The organism is Variovorax beijingensis (assembly GCF_007828835.1).
In the GTDB taxonomy this organism is placed as follows: Bacteria; Pseudomonadota; Gammaproteobacteria; order Burkholderiales; family Burkholderiaceae_C; genus Variovorax; species Variovorax beijingensis_A.
Map to the genome: position 1 here is coordinate 887,674 of NZ_VIVL01000002.1, position 16,152 is coordinate 903,825.

Annotated in this window: 17 protein-coding genes; 4 read left to right on the forward strand and 13 right to left on the reverse strand. The window is 67.5% G+C overall.

Translation table 11 applies throughout. The annotated features are described in order from the left end of the window. Window positions 1-139: 139 nt before the first annotated feature. From FB547_RS10560 to FB547_RS10625, 13 genes are all read right to left on the reverse strand, one after another. Window positions 140-490, reverse strand: coding sequence for an FKBP-type peptidyl-prolyl cis-trans isomerase (locus FB547_RS10560; protein WP_012746856.1), 351 nt, complete (start codon window positions 488-490; stop codon window positions 140-142). Between the two features lie 101 nt (window positions 491-591). Next, window positions 592-1,047 carry a winged helix-turn-helix transcriptional regulator gene (locus FB547_RS10565; RefSeq protein WP_025569773.1) on the reverse strand — a complete coding sequence of 152 codons (456 nt, stop codon included), beginning with the start codon at window positions 1,045-1,047 and terminating at the stop codon, window positions 592-594. A 176-nt stretch (window positions 1,048-1,223) separates the two neighbouring features. Further along, entirely contained in the window at window positions 1,224-2,075 is an 852-nt protein-coding gene (asd, locus tag FB547_RS10570; RefSeq protein WP_145741938.1) for an archaetidylserine decarboxylase, read from the reverse strand. A 144-nt stretch (window positions 2,076-2,219) separates the two neighbouring features. Beyond that, entirely contained in the window at window positions 2,220-3,212 is a 993-nt protein-coding gene (locus FB547_RS10575) for a Bug family tripartite tricarboxylate transporter substrate binding protein (RefSeq protein ID WP_145741940.1), read from the reverse strand. A gap of 40 nt (window positions 3,213-3,252) precedes the next feature. Next, window positions 3,253-4,344, reverse strand: coding sequence for a lactonase family protein (locus FB547_RS10580; RefSeq protein WP_145741942.1), 1,092 nt, complete (start codon window positions 4,342-4,344; stop codon window positions 3,253-3,255). Next, on the reverse strand, window positions 4,341-5,321 hold the full coding sequence (locus tag FB547_RS10585) for a Bug family tripartite tricarboxylate transporter substrate binding protein (RefSeq protein WP_145741946.1): 981 nt from the start codon (window positions 5,319-5,321) through the stop codon (window positions 4,341-4,343). Before FB547_RS10585 ends, FB547_RS10580 begins: the two co-directional genes overlap by 4 nt. Before the next feature lie 60 nt (window positions 5,322-5,381). Further along, window positions 5,382-6,143 (reverse strand): SDR family NAD(P)-dependent oxidoreductase, encoded by a 762-nt coding sequence (locus FB547_RS10590; RefSeq protein ID WP_145741947.1) that lies wholly within the window; start codon window positions 6,141-6,143, stop codon window positions 5,382-5,384. 26 nt (window positions 6,144-6,169) lie between these two features. Next, window positions 6,170-7,759, reverse strand: a complete 1,590-nt coding sequence (gene garD, locus FB547_RS10595; RefSeq protein WP_145741948.1) for a galactarate dehydratase — start codon at window positions 7,757-7,759, stop codon at window positions 6,170-6,172. 25 nt (window positions 7,760-7,784) lie between these two features. Then, entirely contained in the window at window positions 7,785-9,080 is a 1,296-nt protein-coding gene (locus FB547_RS10600) for a TRAP transporter large permease (RefSeq protein ID WP_145741950.1), read from the reverse strand. A 146-nt stretch (window positions 9,081-9,226) separates the two neighbouring features. Beyond that, on the reverse strand, window positions 9,227-9,715 hold the full coding sequence (locus FB547_RS10610; protein WP_145741952.1) for a TRAP transporter small permease: 489 nt from the start codon (window positions 9,713-9,715) through the stop codon (window positions 9,227-9,229). Window positions 9,716-9,856: 141 nt separating this feature from the next. Continuing rightward, entirely contained in the window at window positions 9,857-10,834 is a 978-nt protein-coding gene (locus tag FB547_RS10615) for a TRAP transporter substrate-binding protein (protein WP_145741954.1), read from the reverse strand. Window positions 10,835-10,884: 50 nt separating this feature from the next. Beyond that, a complete protein-coding gene (locus FB547_RS10620) occupies window positions 10,885-11,775 on the reverse strand; it encodes an SMP-30/gluconolactonase/LRE family protein (protein ID WP_145741956.1) in 891 nt (296 codons plus the stop codon). Next, window positions 11,765-12,598 (reverse strand): NAD-dependent epimerase/dehydratase family protein, encoded by an 834-nt coding sequence (locus tag FB547_RS10625; RefSeq protein ID WP_145741958.1) that lies wholly within the window; start codon window positions 12,596-12,598, stop codon window positions 11,765-11,767. Before FB547_RS10625 ends, FB547_RS10620 begins: the two co-directional genes overlap by 11 nt. Before the next feature lie 61 nt (window positions 12,599-12,659). Between FB547_RS10625 and FB547_RS10630 the strand changes: the two genes are divergently transcribed. From FB547_RS10630 to FB547_RS10645, 4 genes are all read left to right on the forward strand, one after another. Next, window positions 12,660-13,481, forward strand: a complete 822-nt coding sequence (locus FB547_RS10630) for a FadR/GntR family transcriptional regulator (protein WP_145741960.1) — start codon at window positions 12,660-12,662, stop codon at window positions 13,479-13,481. An 82-nt stretch (window positions 13,482-13,563) separates the two neighbouring features. Next, entirely contained in the window at window positions 13,564-14,538 is a 975-nt protein-coding gene (locus FB547_RS10635; protein WP_145741962.1) for a Bug family tripartite tricarboxylate transporter substrate binding protein, read from the forward strand. Window positions 14,539-14,581: 43 nt separating this feature from the next. After that, window positions 14,582-15,493, forward strand: a complete 912-nt coding sequence (gene kdgD, locus FB547_RS10640; RefSeq protein WP_145741964.1) for a 5-dehydro-4-deoxyglucarate dehydratase — start codon at window positions 14,582-14,584, stop codon at window positions 15,491-15,493. 47 nt (window positions 15,494-15,540) lie between these two features. Further along, a complete protein-coding gene (locus FB547_RS10645; protein ID WP_145741966.1) occupies window positions 15,541-15,987 on the forward strand; it encodes a nuclear transport factor 2 family protein in 447 nt (148 codons plus the stop codon). The last annotated feature ends 165 nt before the right edge of the window (window positions 15,988-16,152 follow it).

Sequence of the window (16,152 nt, forward strand, 5' to 3'; positions counted from 1 at the left end):
ACAAACGATAGCCAGCCACTTGGGGCTGGTCAGGGGCTTTTCAAGCGAAAAAATGCGGCCGGGAGGCCGCAACGGGAACAAAGGCGCCGACGCAAGGGTGCCGCGGCACGCCGTGCGCGCGGCCCCCGGGGGGGCGATCTCAGTGCGCGTCGAGCAGTTCGACGTCGAACTTCAGCGTGGCGTTCGGCGGGATCACGCCGCCCGCGCCGCGCGCGCCGTAGCCCAGCGAAGCCGGAATGATCAGCGTGCGCTTGCCGCCGATCTTCATGCCGGCAACGCCTTCGTCCCAGCCCTTGATGACCTGGCCGGCGCCCAGCGAGAACGCGAACGGGTCGTTGCGGTCGCGGCTCGAGTCGAACTTGGCGCCTTGCACGCCGTCGTTGTAGAGCCAGCCGGTGTAGTGCACGTGCACGTGCTGGCCGGCCTTGGCTTCTGCGCCGTCGCCCACGGTGGTGTCTTCGTATTGCAGGCCGGAGGGAGTGGTAGGCATGTTGAACGCTCCTTGCGTCAATGGGAGGATGGAAGGTGGATGGATAAACGGACCGAAGGCGCGGAGTTTACCGACGCCCGGCAGCGGCCCCGCCGGCCTGCTCAATTGCCGGTGTCAAGAGGCGGGACGGAGGAAGGCGGGGACGGCGCCGCAGGCGGGGCAGAGGGCGGTGCGCCCGGGGAGGAGGAAGAAGAAGGCGCCGAAGGCGAAGACGACGAAGGTGCCGCGGGCGTGGGCGCCGCCGGTGCCGCGGCCTTCTTGACCTGGCCCAGCTGCCACTTGCCCGCGAAGGCCTGAAGGTCCGAGAGCCGCTTCAGGAGGTCCTGTCCGCTCACCGTGAGGCTGTAGCCGTCGCCGCCGTGGCTCACGAGGCCGGCCTCGCGCAGTTCCTTGATGCGGGTGTTGAGCGTGTTGGGGGTGATGCTGCCGACGCTGTCCTGCAGCAGCCGGAAGGTCTGGGCATGGCCGTCGCGCAGCGCCCAGAGCACGCGAAGTGCGTAGCGGGCCTCGAGAAGCGCAAGCAGCTGGCTGACGGCTGCGTTTTCCTTGGTACTCATCGACATCATCTCCTCGGGGCTGGGCGGGCCATCGGTCCTGGGCAGGGCCGGTGCCTCGCGTTCTTGTTGGCTCGCTACAGGACCGCGCGTTGGCGGGCGACTATAGCGCAAGGATCACGATGCTACTAGTTTTATAGCTACGGGTGCATGCTGCATGCGGGCCCTGAGACAAAGCTTCACAAATTCGCGAAATTGGCCATGGCTTCGCCCAGCCGGACCGGCCGGGTGGGCGCCCAGTCGGGGTTGAAGGCCAGCGGGGGGGGCGGGAACAGCATGACGACAGTGGAGCCGAGCAGGAAGCGGCCCATCTCCTCGCCCTGCCCGAGCACGATCTGCTGGTCGGCGTAGTGCCATTCGCGCAGCTCGCCGCCGCGCGGCGGATTGACCACGCCGTGCCACACGGTGGCCATGCTGCCGACGATGGTGGCGCCCACCAGCACCAGCACGAAGGGGCCATGCGCAGATTCGAAGACGCACACCACGCGCTCGTTGCGCGCGAACAGCCCGGGCACGCCGCGCGCGGTGACCGGGTTGACCGAGAACAGGTCGCCGGGCACGTGGATCATGCGCACCAGGCGCCCGTCGCACGGCATGTGGATGCGGTGGTAGTCCTTCGGGCTCAGGTACAGCGTGGCGAAGCTGCCGTGCGCGAAGCGCGCCGCGAGCACCGCGTCGCCGCCGACCAGCGCGGTGGTGCTGTAGTTGTGGCCCTTGGCCTGGAAGATCTGGTCGCCCTCGATGGCGCCGAACTGGCTGATCGCGCCGTCCACCGGGCACACGAGGTCGGCCTGCGCGAGCGGCCGCACGCCGGGCTTGAGCGCGCGCGTGAAGAACTGGTTGAAGCTCTTGTAGTGGTTGATGTCGGATTCGAGCGCCTCGTCCATGTCGACGCCGTACTTGGCAACGAAGCGCCGGATGATCCAGGTGGTGACGGCGCCGCGTTCCTTGCCCGCGACCCAGCCGGCGAAGTTCGTCAGGGCCTGCTTGGGGAACAGGTATTGGGGCAGTACGGCAGAGCGGTCGGACACGTGTGGGAGGCGTGGAATGCCTGGAGTGCGAATCGGAGGGGCATTCTATAAAGCGCCCGGCGGCCCGGAAGTAGGAGGCTTCCCTTGTATCCGGCGCGCCGTTTCCCGTGTCCGGGACGCGCCTTGCGGGCGCCCCGGCCGGCGTCAGTCGGCCTTGATGCCCGCGGCCTTGATCACCTGCGCCCACTTCTCGACCTCGGCCTTCTGGAAGGCCGCGATCTTTGCCGTGCCGAGGTCGGCGGGCTCCATGCCGAAGCCCTTGAGCTTTTCCTGCATCTCGGGCGTGGCGAGGATCTTGCGGATCTCGGTGTGCAGCCGCTCGACGATGGGCGCCGGCGTGCCCGCGGGCACGAAGATCGCCTGCCACGACAGCACCTCGAAGTCCTGCAGGCCCGCGATGCCGGACTCCGCAACCGTCGGCACGTCGGGCATCGAGGCCAGGCGCTTGGCCGAGGTCACGGCAATGGCGCGCAGCTTGCCGCTCTGGATGTGCGGACCCGCCACCACCGTGGTGTCGAACATCATGTCGACCTGGCCGCCGATTACGTCCTGGATCGCCGGGCCGCTGCCCTTGTACGGAATGTGCGTGAACTTCACGCCCGACTTGAACGCCAGCAGTTCGAGCGACAGGTGCTGCGAGGTCCCGGTGCCGGCCGAGGCTGACGAGAGCCCGCCCGACTTGGTCTTGCTGGCTTCCAGCACGTCCTTCAGCGTCTTGTAGGGGCTGGCCTGGTTGACCACCAGCACCAGCGGGTTGGTGCCGATCAGCGTCACCGGGGCAAACGACTTCTGCGGGTCGTAGCCGAGCTTCGGATACAGGCTCACGTTGATGGCGTGCGAACTGATCGTGCCGCCCACCATCGTGAAGCCGTCGGGTGCTGCGCGCGAGCCGATTTCCGAGCCCACGCTGCCGCCGGCGCCGCCCTTGTTGTCGATGATCACGCTCGTGCCCAGCACCGGACCGAGCTTCTGGCCGATCAGGCGGGCCAGCACGTCGGTCGTGCCGCCCGCGGGAAAGGGCACGAGGTAGGTGATGGCCTTGCCCGTGGGCCAGTTGCCGGGGCCCTGCGCGAACGCGGGCAGGCCCGCGGCGAGCGAAGAGGCGAGGGCGGTGCGGATCAATGTGCGGCGTTGCATGGCGATATCTCCTTTGATGATGTTGATGGCCGTCGTCGCGTCACGGTGCGTCGACGATTTCGATCCAGTTCGGGTTCTTGCCCGCGGCGATGCGCGAAGGCTTGCCCAGCGCACCGGTCGCGGAATCGATGGGGTACAGCGAAACGCCGTGCGACTCCTGCCCGGCGGCAATCAGGTAGCGGCCGCTGGAATCGATCGCGAAGCCGCGCGGCCCTTTCTCGGTCGGCGTCTGGCCCAGCGGCTGCAGCTGGCCGCTCGCCGCGTCCACCCTGAACGCCGAGAGCGTGCTCGAGGTGCGCTCCGAGGCGTACAGGAAGCGCCCGTCGGGCGACAGGTGCAGGTCGGCCGCCCAGGGCTTGCCCGTGAAGCCCGGCGGCAGCGTGGTGGTGCTCTGCTCCAGCTTGAGCGTGCCGCGCGCCGCGTCCCATGCGTACACCTGCAGGGACGCGTCGAGCTCGTTCAGCAGGTAGACGTGCCGCTGCGCCTTGTCCCAGACGAAGTGGCGCGGCCCCGACTTGGCGGTGCCCATGGTCAGCGGCGGATCGTTGGCCGACAGCAGCCCTTTGTCCGCATCGAAGCGCCAGCTCGACACGTGGTCGCCGCCCAGGCTGGTGGCAAGCACGAAGCGGTTGCCCGCATCGGCGTGCACCGCATGCGCGTTCGGCCCGGTCTGGACCAGCTGCTGGATCGGGCCCACCGCGCCGTCCTTGCCGATGGCGTTGACCGAAATCTTGCCGCCCTGGTAGGAAGCCGCGAAGAGCCACTTGCCGCTCGCGTCGAGGTCGATGTTGGCCATGCTGTCGGCCAGCGGCGCCTCGCCGAGCTTCTGCAGCTTGCCGGTGGCCGCGTCGATCGACATGCTGACCACGCGGAACGGCTGCGAGCGCAGTGCGGCGTAGAGCACGCGCTTGTCGTGGCTCACGGCCATCGGCATCACCGTGCCGCCGACGTTGAGCGTCTGCACCGGCTTGAGCACGCCTTCCGCGCGATCCAGCTCGAGCACCGAGATCTCCTGGCTGTCGGCGTTGGACACGTAGACCCAGGTGGCGGCCCAGGCGTGGCCCATGGCGGCAACGGACAGCAGCGCAGCCGCGCCCTGAAGCGCGCGAAGGATGGGAGTGCGGCGGTTCATGGCTTGATGTTGAGTTTGGCGATCAGCGCCTTGAAGTAGGCGTTGTCCTTGGCCAGGGTTTCCTTGAACACTGCGCCGTCCGTGTAGACGTAGCCGAGGTTCTGCCGGTCCATCACTTCATGCATGAGCGGCTCGGCGGCCGTCTTGGCCGTGATCTCGCGCAGCTTGGCCATCACTTCGGGCGGCGTGTTCTTGGGGGCGCCGAGGCCGCGCCAGGTGCCGATCGACAGGTCGATGCCGCGCTCCTTGGCGGTAGGCACCTTGTCGAAGCCCTTCACGCGCTTGTCGGCCATGACCATCAGCACCTTGAGCTTGCCGGACTGCACATGCGTCGTGACTTCGGCCGGGCTTACCGCCACGGCCTCGATGTGTCCGCCCAGCAGCGCCAGCACCGCGGGCGCCGCACCCTGGAACGGGATATGGCCGAACCTGGTGCCGGTCTTGTCTTCGAGCGCTGCGGCCGCCAGGTGCCAGATCGAGCCGTTGCCCGAGTTGCCGACGCGCACGCCCTCGGGCGACTTCCTTGCCGCCGCCAGGAATTCCTCGATCGTGTTCCACGGCGCATCGGCCTTGACGGTGATGGCGGCCGGGTCGGCGTTGAGCTGCGCGATGGGCTGGAAGTCGTCGTAGTTGAACTTGGCCAGGCCCAGGTGCGGCAGCGTCAGCAGTTCCACCGTGAGCACCGCGAGCTTGTAGCCGTCGGGCTTGGCGTTGATCACCTCGGTCCAGCCGATGGCGCCGCCCGCGCCCGGGCGGTTGACGATCACGATGCTCTGCGAGATGTGCTTGCGGCTGGCCTCGGAGAAGGCGCGCGCCAGGCCGTCGGTGCCGCCGCCCGGCTGGTAGGGCACCAGCAGCTCGATCGTGCGGTTCGGAAAGTCGCCCGCCTGCGCCGCGGCAGGCGCGGCGAACCCGAGCGAAAGGGCGCACGCGGCCGAAAGGGTGGCGAGGCCGCCAAGGAATCTGCTTCTCTTCATCAGTTGTTGTCTCCGTTATTGATCTGATTCCCGTGTCTCGAAAAAGCGCGCTCTGCCGCGTCAGGGCATGTACTGCCCGCCATTCACTTCGATCACCTGGCCCGTCACGTAGCCCGAAAGCTGTTCCGAAGCCAGGTAGAGGAAGGCGCCCACGCATTCGTCGGGTGTGCCGATGCGGCCCATGGGAATGGCAGTGCGGAACGATTCGAGCATTGCGGGCGTCGAGAAGCGGTCCTGGAACGGCGTCTGGATCACGCCGGGCGCCACCGCGTTGACGCGGATGCTGTCGCCGACGAGCTCCCTCGCGAGTCCGTGCGTGGCCGTGCTCACGAAGCCCTTGGAGCCCGCGTACAGGTAGGCGCCCGGCCCGCCGCCGGTGCGCGCCGCGACCGAGGTCACGTTGATGATGTTGCCGCCGCCCTGGGTGCGCATCAGCGGCACCACCTCGCGCGCAAACGCGAGCACCGAGCGTGCGTTGATGTGCATCACCTCGTCGAACAGCGCATCGTCGAACTCGGCGATGGGCACGCGCTTGACCAGGCTGCCGGCGTTGTTCACCAGCACGTCGATGCGGCCGAAGCGCGCCGCCGCCTGCTTGACGCATTCGCGGATCGCGGCGGTGTCGCGCACGTCGGCCTGCAGTGCAAAGGCGTCGCCGCCGGCCTTGCGGATGGTCTCGACGACCTGGTTGGCGGCGTCGGCCGAGCTGTTGTAGTGCACCGCCACGCGCATGCCGCGCGCCGCGAACGCAATGGCCACGGCGGCGCCGATGCCGGTGCTGGCGCCGGTAACCAGCGCTGTCTTGCCCTTGAGGTCTTCCATGGATGTTCCTTTCGAGGTCGGTGGGTTCAGGTCACGGGTGCCGGGTTGAACAGCACCAGCGCGTTGTGCAGCTTCCACTGTTCGGCCCAGGTCTTCCTGCGGCCGCTGGCCACGTCGAGCATCAGGCGGAACAGCTCCCAGCCGATGTCCTCGATGGTGGCGTCGCCGTCGGCGATGCGGCCCGCGTTCACGTCCATCAGGTCGTGCCAGCGCCGCGCCAGGTCGCTGCGCGTGGCCACCTTGATCACCGGCACTTCGGCCAGGCCGTAGGGCGTGCCGCGGCCGGTGGTGAACACGTGCAGGTTCATGCCGGCGGCCAGCTGCAGCGTGCCGCAGATGAAGTCGCTGGCAGGCGTGGCGGCATAGAGCAGGCCCTTCTGCCTGGCCTTCTCGCCCGGCGAGACCACGCCGGAGATCGGCGCGCTGCCGCTCTTGACGATCGAGCCCATGGCCTTCTCCACGATGTTCGAGAGCCCGCCCTTCTTGTTGCCGGGCGTGGTGTTGGCGCTGCGGTCGACGCGGCCGCGGTCCAGGTAGGCGTCGTACCAGGCCATCTCGCGGATCATGGCCTCGGCCACCTCGGGGGTGGTGGCGCGCGAGGTGAGCTGGTCGATGCCGTCGCGCACCTCGGTCACTTCCGAGAACATCACGGTGGCGCCGGCGCGCACCAGCAGGTCGGTGCAGAAGCCCACGGCCGGATTGGCCGTGACGCCCGAAAACGCGTCGCTGCCGCCGCACTGCACGCCCACCACCAGCTCGCTGGCCGGCACGGTTTCGCGCCGGCGGGCGTTGAGCCGCTCCAGATGCTCCTCGGCCTGCCGCATGATCGAGTCGATCATCGACATGAAGCCGACGTGCGCGTCGTCCTGCAGGCACACCACGTCGAGCTTGGCATTGGCCGTCTCGCCCACGTCGGCCACATTGCGCTCGTCCACCAGCGCGATGCTGCCCGGCGGCAGCAGGCGCTCGGGCTGCAGCTTCTCGCAGCCCAGGCTGATGACCATCACTTCGCCGCCGAAGTTCGGGTTGAGGCTGATGTTGCGCAGCGTGCGGATCGGAATGACGGCATCGGGCGCATCGATGGCCACGCCGCAGCCGTAGCTGTGCGACAGGCCCACCACGTCGTCGACGTGGGGGTACTTGGGCAGCAGCTCGGCCTTGATGCGCTGCACCGCGAAATCGACCACGCCCGCCACGCACTGCACGGTCTGCGTGATGGCGAGGATGTTGCGCGTGCCCACCGACCCGTCGAGGTTGCGGTAGCCCTCGAAGGTATAGCCCTCCAGCGGCGGCTGCGCGGGCGGCCGCACGGTGGCGATCGGCAGGCCTTCGAGCTCGCGCGCGGCGGGCATCTGCAGCAGGCGCTCGTGCACCCAGCTGCCGGCCGGGATCGGCTTCAGGGCATAGCCGATCGGCACGTTGTAGCGCCGCACCACGCCGCCTTCGGGAATGTCTTCCAGCGCCACCTTGTGTGCCTGCGGCACCTTGTCGACCAGCACGAGGCCGGACGCGAGCACGGTGCCGGCGGGCAGGCCGCCGTCGTTGGCCACGATGGCGACGTTGTCCGCCGCGTGCATGCGGATGAAGAGCGGTGCTCGGGTGTTCGGATCGGTCATCGCGGAACCTCTGTCTTGGCTGCTGTTACTTCACCACCATGAACATGCTCGGCAGCCAGGTCGAGAACGCCGGCACGAAGGTGACCACCGCCAGCGCGAAGATCAGCGCGCCGTAGAACGGCCAGATGGTCTTCATCACCGTGCCCACCGACACGCCGCCGATCGCACAGCCCACGAACTGCGTGGTGCCCACCGGCGGCGTGTTCAGGCCGAGCGCACAGTTGATCAGCATCACGATGCCGAACTGCACCGAGCTCATGCCGTAGTGCTGTGCGATCGGCAGGAAGATCGGCGTGCACAGCAGGATCGTTGCCGCCATGTCGAGGAAGGTGCCCAGCACGAACAGGATGATGTTGATGAGCAGGAAGATCACCCACGGCGTGCTCGTGATCTGCGACAGCATCTGGCCCGTGAGCTCGGCCACGCCATACAGGCTGATCAGGTAGCCGAAGGTGCTCGAGATGCCGATCAGCAGCAGGATCACGCCGGTGGTGCGCACTGCTTTCGAGGCCGCCTTCACGAAGTGCTCCCACTTCAGCGTGCGGTAGACGAAGATGGTGAGCGCCAGCGCATAGAGCACCGCCACGGCCGCCGACTCCGTTGCCGTGAAGATGCCCGACAGGATACCGCCGAGGATCAGCACCACGATGAACAGGCCCGGCAGCGCCGCCGCGAACGAGCGCGCCACGATGGCCCAGCCCGGGAAGCTGCCGGCCGGATAGCCGCGCTTCACCGCCACCAGGTAGGCGGCCGCGAGGTTGCTGAGGGTGAGCACCGCCGCCGGCAGCAGCGCCGCCAGGATCAGTGCCGCGATCGACACCTTGCCGCCCGCCGCGAGCGAATAGATGATCAGGTTGTGGCTGGTCGGCATCAGCGCGCCGACGAGGGCCGCATGGGTCGTCACGTTGACGGCGTAGTCGGCGTGGTAGCCCTCCTTCTTCATCATCGGGATCATCACGGCGCCCATGGCCGAGACGTCCGCCACGGGCGAGCCCGAGACGCCGCCGAACAGCGTGCAGGCCACCACGTTCGACATGCCGAGCCCGCCGCGCACGTGGCCCACGAGGTTGCGCGCGAAGTTGACGATGCGGTCCGCGATGCCGCCGTAGAGCATCAGCTCGCCGGCAAAGATGAAGAACGGAATCGCAAGGAACGAGAAGATGCCCATGCCCGAGGTCATCTGCTGGAAGCCGACCTCCAGCGGCAGGCCTTCATACAGCAGCGTGGACAGGGCCGAGAGGCCGATCGAGAAGGCGACCGGCACGCCCAGCAGCAGGAAGAGCGTGAACGAGAGGCAAAGAATCAACAGAGGAATGGTCATGATCTGGCCGCCTCGCCGGTGGTGGGGGCGCAATGGACTGTTCGGGGAATGCCGCGGAACCGGCTTTGCCGGGCCGCAGGCATTGCCCCCTGCAAGGGGGGTGGAGAAGCGACACGAAGTGCGCGAAGCCTGGGGGTGTGCATTGGTTATCCCCAGGCGGGTTCGACTTCGCGGCCTTGGGCGAGCGCGATGATGTGTTCGATGGAGAACATCACGATGAGGACGCCGGCCGCCGAGGCGGGCACGTATTTCCAGCCCTCGGAGATCCAGAGCGTGGGCAGCCGGTAGTCCCACACCGATTCGGCAAGGGAGGCGCAATTCCAGGCCATGGCCAGGCCGAACAGCAGGATCAGCGCGTGGATCAGGTATTCCATCTTCAGCCGCAGCCAGTCGGGCGCGAGCACGAGAAAGGATTCGAGGCCGATGTGGCCCGCGTCGCGCACGCCGACGGCGACGCCGAACATCGTGACGTAGAGCACCAGCAGCAGCGCCAGGCTTTCAGCCCAGGTGGGGGTGTTGTTGAGCACATAGCGGCCGAACACCTGCCAGCTCACGGCGCAGATCACCGCGACGAGCCCGAGGATGCCTAACCACATGCAGGCACGGGCGAGGGTGCGGCAAAGTTTGGTGTACATGAAAGTTCTTCTTTGTCTTTCTCCCTCCCCTTCCGGGGGAGGGCAGGGGTGGGGGCAAGCAGCATCTCTATGTCAGTGCCGTCGTGCCCCCATCCCAACCTTCCCCGGAAGGGGAAGGAGCCAATCAGCAGATGGATTTGCTTACTTCGTGTCCTGCACGCGCTTGACGAGGTCCTTGAGCTTCGCGTCCGTGATGAACTTGTCGTACACCGGCTTCATCGCGGCCTGGAACGGCGCCTTGTCGACCTCGATGATCTCGGCGCCACCGGCCTTCACCGTGGCGAGCGACTTGATCTCGCGCTCTTCCCACTGCTTGCGCATGTAGGGCACCGACTCCTTCGCGGCCTGGCGGATCCAGCCCTGCTCCTCGGCCGAGAGCTTGTCCCACACGCGCTTGGAGAACAGCAGCATCTCGGGCGCCATCGAGTGCTCGGTCTTGCTGTAGTACTTGGCCACTTCGAAGGCGCGGGCGCTTTCATAGGTCGGGTAGTTGTTTTCGGCGGCGTCGATCAGGCCGGTCTTCAGGCCCGTGTAGACCTCGCCCATGGGCATCGGCGTGGCGTTGGCACCCATGGCTTCGAGCATCGACACCCACAGGTCGGACTGCTGCACGCGCACCTTCAGGCCCTTCATGTCGGCAAAGCTGCGCACCGGCTTCTTGGCCGTGAACATCGAGCGCGCGCCGCTGTCGTAGTAGGCGAGGCCGACGAAGCCCTGCTTCTCGCACGACTTCAGGATCTCCTCGCCGATCGGGCCGTCGAGCACCTTGTGCAGGTGGTCGACCGAGCGGAACAGGAAGGGCATGGTGGGCACCTGCGTCTCGGCGCAGATGTTGTTCATCGGGGCGATGTTCACGCGCACCATCTGCAGCGCGCCGATCTTGGTCTGCTCGATGGTGTCCTTTTCGCTACCGAGCGAGCTGTTGTTGAACACCTTGATGCTGTGCTTGCCGCCCGAGAGCGCCTTGAGCCGCTCGCTCATGAACTTGACCGCGGTCACGGTCGGGTAGTCGTCGGGATGAATGTCGGCCGAGCGGAACTCGGTGGCGCTGGCAGCCAGTGTGGTGAGCGCGGCTGCGGCGCCCACGGCAAGTGCGATCAGGGTCTTGTGGAGTTTCATTGTCTCGTCCTCTGCTTGGTGGTTGTCGTAAAAAGGAAAGAAGAAAAAAGTCAGCCGCCGAACGCCGGCTCGGGAACGCCCGCCACGCCGGGGCGCAGCGCGAACACGCCGCCGGCCAGGGGCTGGTCCGACAGGTCGATGCCGCCGGGCCGGATCGAGGTGACGAAAAGCGTGTCGAGCGCCGGGCCTCCGAAGGCGCACATCGCGGGCTTCTTCACCGGCACCTCGAGCGAGCGGTCGAGCCTGCCATCGGGCGTGAAGCGGTGCACCAGGCCGGCGTCGTTGCCGCAGATCCAGTAGCAGCCGTCGGCGTCGATTGCCGCGCCGTCGGGGCGGCCGGGCAGCGGCGTCATGTCGGCGAACAGGCGGCGGTTGTGCGGCGTGCCGGCGTCGGTGTCGTAGTCGAAGGCCCAGATGGCCTGCACCGCGGGATGCGAATCCGAGAGGTACATCGTGCGGCCGTCGGGGCTGAAGGCAAGCCCGTTGGGCACGATGAAATCGTCCAGGCGCATGGCGGCTGCGGCGCTGCCCCTGGCGTAGCTGTAGAGCCGGCCGACGCGTGCGCCGGCGGCCATGTCCTGCAGCATCGTGCCGGCCCAGAAGCGGCCTTGGCGGTCGCAGCGGCCATCGTTGAAGCGCATCGCGGGCATGGCGTGCGCCACGGGGGCGAGCGCGGTGGCGGCCAGCGTGCCGCCGGCCTGCGGCGCGAGCGAGAAGAGGCCGCTTTCCATGCCGGCGATCCAGGCGCCGGGCGCATCGGCGCGTGGCGCGATGCAGGCAATCATTTCATCCGCATGCCAACGGGCATGGCCTTCGCTCGCATGCCAGCGGTTCAGCGCGCGCGCCGGAATGTCGACCCAGTAGAGCGCCTGTTCCGCGGCATGCCACACCGGGCTTTCGCCGGTGCCGTTGCGCGCATCGAGGACGAGCTCAGCCTGCATCGCCGAAGGGTCCCTGCGCCGTGAACGCGCCGCCCTGATAGATGGCGTTGGGATCGGTCGGCGCCACGGGTGGCTGCGCCTCGACCTTGTCGCGGAACACCTCGGAGCTGTCCTGCGGCACGAAGCCCAGGTGGGCGGCCGCGCTGTTGTCCCACCAGACGTCGCGGTTGTTGGACATGCCGTAGACCACCGTGTGCTTCACGTCGGGCGTGAAGAGCGATTTCTCGATCAGCGTGGTCAGGTCGCGGTAGCTGAGCCAGGTGCTCATCATGCGGCGGTTGAGCGGCTCGGGGAAGGACGAGCCGATGCGGATGCTCACCGTCTCGATGCCCCAGCGGTCGAAATAGAACTGCGCCATGTCCTCGCCGAAGGACTTCGACAGGCCGTAGTAGCCGTCGGGCCGGCGCGGGGCATGGGCGTCGATGTGCTCGGTCTGCTTGTAGAAGCCGATCACATGGTTGGAGCTGGCGAACACCACGCGCTTCACGCCGTGGCGGCGCGCGGCTTCGTAGACGTTGAAGACGCCCTTGATGTTGGCCTCGAGAATTTCCTCGAACGGGCGCTCGACCGAAACGCCGCCCAGGTGCACGATGGCGCTGCAGCCCTCGACCAGCGCGTGGACCGCGGCCTTGTCCGAAAGATCGCAGGGGACGACTTCTTCGTGCGCACCCTCGGAAGGGGAGAGGGCGGCAATGTCGGACAGGCGCAGGATCCGGGCATAGGGGTGCAGGCGTTCGCGCAGGACCTTGCCCAGTCCGCCGGCGGCGCCGGTCAGCAGAATCCGGTGGAGCGGGGGGTGGGGGGCTTGATGGGACGTCGACATTTTTGCTGGCCTGATAAGTTATCTGTTGTCGTACAACTAATGCGGGATTATTATCGTGACCATGGTCCAGACGACTGCGGGTAATCCCTCAATTTCCGACGCGGCGACAGAAGTTGCCGCCGGCACGCCCTTCGTGGGGCGCCCGCGGCCGCGGGCGCGGGGGCTCGCCCACGGGCTGGTGGAGGACCTGGGCGAGAAGATCCGCAGCCAGCAGCTGCGCCCGGGCGACAAGCTGCCGACCGAGTCGGCCATCATGCAATCCTTCGGCGTCAGCCGCACCGTGGTGCGCGAGGCGCTGTCCAAGCTGCAGGCCGCCGGGCTGGTGGAAACGCACCATGGCGTCGGCACCTTCGTGCTGCAGCCGCGCGCGGCCGGCATGTTCCGGCTCGATTCCGCCGACATCGCCACCTCGGTGGACGTGCTGGCGGTGCTCGAGCTGCGCATCAGCCTCGAAACCGAATCCGCCGGGCTGGCCGCCACGCGCCGCACCGAGGAGCAGCTGCTCGCGATGCGCCAGGCGCTCGACGATTTCGAGCGCAACGTGGCGGTGGCGGGGGACACCGTGGCGCCGGATTTCCGCTTCCACCTGCAGATCGCCCAGGCCACCGGCAACCCGTACTTCGCGGACATCATGAGCCATCTGGGCACCACGATCATTCCGCGCACGCGCATCACCGCCATCCGCAACTACGACCGGCGCGGCGAGTACCTGAGCCGCGTGAACCGCGAGCACGAAGAAATCTACGCGGCCATCGCCCGCCGCGATCCCGAGTCGGCCCGGGCGGCCATGCGCATCCACCTGACCAACAGCCGCGAACGGCTGCGCGTGGCGCAGGAAGCGGCCCAGCAGGCCGCGGCCAAGACGCCGCCAGCGGCTTCCTGAGAAGAAATTTCGGGCAGATGCTGGACAAGTGTCATTCCTAGTTGTACGATGACTGACAACACAACTCAGCAGGAGACTTGGAATGAGCTTGAAACGACGTGATCTGATGCTTGGCGCCCTCGGCGGCGGCGTGCTTGCGGCCGGTGGCGTGCATGCTGCCGACAACTGGCCGTCCAAGCCCGTGCGCATCGTGGTACCGTACCCGCCGGGCGGTTCGTCCGACATCATTGCCCGCTCCATCAGCCAGCAGTTGTCGGAGGCGCTCGGCCAGCCGGTCATCGTCGAGAACAAGCCGGGCGCCAACGGCAACCTCGGCGCCGATTTCGTCGCCAAGTCCAAGCCCGACGGCTACACGCTGCTGCTGTGCGACGTCGGCGCGCTCGCCATCAGCCCCTCGGTCTACACGCGGCTGCCTTTCGATCCTTCCAAGGACTTGCGCGGCGTGACCATGCTGGCCTATTCGCCGCATCTGCTGGTGGTGCACCCGTCGGTCCAGGCCAACAACCTGAAGGAACTGGTCGCGCTGTCGAAGAAGTCGGAAATCAATTTTGCCGTGACCGCCACCGGCAGCGCGCCGCACCTGGCCGGCGTGGCGCTCGAGCGCGCGAGCGGGGCGCGCTGGCAGTACGTGCCCTACAAGGGCGGCGTGCAGGCGGTGCAGGACACGGTGGCGGGCCAGACGCAGATCCTGATGAACGGCATGCTCGCCACCCTGCCTCATGTGCAGAGCGGCAAGCTCAAGGTGCTCGGCGTCTCGAAAGCGACGCGCATGCCGCTGATCGGCGAAGTGCCCACCATCGCGGAGCAGGGCGTGGCCGGCTTCGAGTCGGGCACCTGGCAAGGCGTGCGGGTGGCCAAGGGCACGCCCGACGCCATCGTGCAGCGCCTCAACAAGGAACTGATCACCGTCATCCGCTCAGCCGACATCCGCTCGCGCCTCGCAGGCCAGGGCGCCGAGGTCGTGACCATGGCGCCGGCCGAGGAAGAGCAGTTCTTCGGCAAGGAACGCGCGCGCTGGGCCAAGGTGGTGGCCGACGCGGGCATCAAACTCGACTAAGCGCCCCAGGATCCATTTTCAACTCACTCTCATTGGTGTCTCGATGAACCCTCAAGAACTCAAATCCATCATGGGCTCCGGCCTGCTCTCGTTCCCGTTGACCGACTTCGACGCGAACGGGGACTTCAACAAGAAGGGCTACGAGCAGCGTCTCGAATGGCTCGCTCCCTACGGCGCGAGCGCGCTGTTCGCGGCCGGCGGCACCGGCGAGTTCTTCTCGCTGACCGGCGACGAGTACCCCGGCATCATCCAGACCGCGGTCGACACCTGCCGCGGCGTGGTGCCCATCATTGCGGGCGCCGGCGGCCCCACGCGCTTTGCGATCCAGTGCGCGCAGGCGGCCGAGAAGGCCGGCGCGCACGGCATCCTGCTGCTGCCGCACTACCTGACCGAAGCTGGCCAGGAAGGCCTGGCCGCGCACGTCGAAGCCGTGTGCAAGAGCGTGAAGTTCGGCGTGATCGTCTACAACCGCGCCACCAGCCGCCTCAAGCCCGAGACGCTGGCCGCGCTGGCCGAGCGCAACCCGAACCTCGTGGGCTTCAAGGACGGCGTGGGCGACATCGAGGCCATGGTGGCCATCTACCAGAAGATGGGCGACCGCTTCGCCTACCTGGGCGGGCTGCCCACGGCCGAGGTCTATGCCGCGGCCTACAAGGCGCTGGGCACGCCGGTGTATTCGTCGGCTGTCTTCAACTTCATCCCGAAGACCGCGATGGATTTCTACCAGGCCGTTGCCGCCGACGACCTGCCCACGCAGCACCGCCTGCTGAAGAACTTCTTCATGCCCTACCTGGAACTGCGCAACCGCGTGCCGGGCTATGCGGTGAGCATCGTCAAGGCCGGCGCGAAGATCGTCGGCCACGACGCCGGCCCGGTGCGCGCACCGCTCACCGACCTCAAGCCCGCCGAGATGGAACAGCTCAAGGTGCTGATCGACGCGCTCGGCCCGCAGTAAGCGGCCGAGCCGGGAACGACGACAACAAACAACAACGGAGACAACGCATGTCCATCAAGAAGTTCTTCCTCATGGCCGCATCGGCCCTTCTGTTCTCGGGCTGTGCGATGGCGCCCGCGGGCGGCGGCGCTTCGGCCGAGCCGGCCGTGGCCGCGGCCGCCGAGCGGCTGCGCCTTGCGATGATCGACCCCACGCCCGCCGCCCTTGGCGTGCTGGTGGCCGACGACCTGAGCTACGGCCATTCGAGCGGCAAGGTCGACACCAAGGCCAGCTTCATCGGCGACCTGGTGGCCGGCAAGTCGGACTTCGTGAGCATCGCGATCACCGACCAGACCATCAAGGTGGCGGGCGACGTTGCGATCGTGCGCCACACGCTCGCGGCCGACACCAACGATTCGGGCAAGCCCGGCAAGGTGGCGCTCAAGATCCTCGGCATCTGGCAAAAGCAGGGCGGCGAGTGGAAGATGCTGGCCCGCCAGGCCGTGCGGATCTAGCCGCACTTTTCTTCCAGGGTCCGCGCAAAAAATGACACTTCCAGACTCCGCTTCTCCCATCTCCGGCGCGCCCGTCGTCACCGCCATGCGCGTGGTGCCCGTCGCAGGCCACGACAGCATGCTCATGAACCTGAGCGGCGCGCACGGCCCGTTCTTCACGCGCAA

Coding starts and splice junctions, on each gene's coding strand:
- FB547_RS10560 (WP_012746856.1), bottom strand. CDS start 490: ATGCCTACCACTCCCTCCGGCCTGCAATACGAAGACACCACCGTGGGC.
- FB547_RS10565 (WP_025569773.1), bottom strand. CDS start 1,047: ATGAGTACCAAGGAAAACGCAGCCGTCAGCCAGCTGCTTGCGCTTCTC.
- FB547_RS10575 (WP_145741940.1), bottom strand. CDS start 3,212: ATGCAACGCCGCACATTGATCCGCACCGCCCTCGCCTCTTCGCTCGCC.
- FB547_RS10580 (WP_145741942.1), bottom strand. CDS start 4,344: ATGAACCGCCGCACTCCCATCCTTCGCGCGCTTCAGGGCGCGGCTGCG.
- FB547_RS10585 (WP_145741946.1), bottom strand. CDS start 5,321: ATGAAGAGAAGCAGATTCCTTGGCGGCCTCGCCACCCTTTCGGCCGCG.
- FB547_RS10590 (WP_145741947.1), bottom strand. CDS start 6,143: ATGGAAGACCTCAAGGGCAAGACAGCGCTGGTTACCGGCGCCAGCACC.
- garD (WP_145741948.1), bottom strand. CDS start 7,759: ATGACCGATCCGAACACCCGAGCACCGCTCTTCATCCGCATGCACGCG.
- FB547_RS10600 (WP_145741950.1), bottom strand. CDS start 9,080: ATGACCATTCCTCTGTTGATTCTTTGCCTCTCGTTCACGCTCTTCCTG.
- FB547_RS10610 (WP_145741952.1), bottom strand. CDS start 9,715: ATGTACACCAAACTTTGCCGCACCCTCGCCCGTGCCTGCATGTGGTTA.
- FB547_RS10615 (WP_145741954.1), bottom strand. CDS start 10,834: ATGAAACTCCACAAGACCCTGATCGCACTTGCCGTGGGCGCCGCAGCC.
- FB547_RS10620 (WP_145741956.1), bottom strand. CDS start 11,775: ATGCAGGCTGAGCTCGTCCTCGATGCGCGCAACGGCACCGGCGAAAGC.
- FB547_RS10625 (WP_145741958.1), bottom strand. CDS start 12,598: ATGTCGACGTCCCATCAAGCCCCCCACCCCCCGCTCCACCGGATTCTG.
- FB547_RS10630 (WP_145741960.1), top strand. CDS start 12,660: ATGGTCCAGACGACTGCGGGTAATCCCTCAATTTCCGACGCGGCGACA.
- FB547_RS10635 (WP_145741962.1), top strand. CDS start 13,564: ATGAGCTTGAAACGACGTGATCTGATGCTTGGCGCCCTCGGCGGCGGC.
- kdgD (WP_145741964.1), top strand. CDS start 14,582: ATGAACCCTCAAGAACTCAAATCCATCATGGGCTCCGGCCTGCTCTCG.
- FB547_RS10645 (WP_145741966.1), top strand. CDS start 15,541: ATGTCCATCAAGAAGTTCTTCCTCATGGCCGCATCGGCCCTTCTGTTC.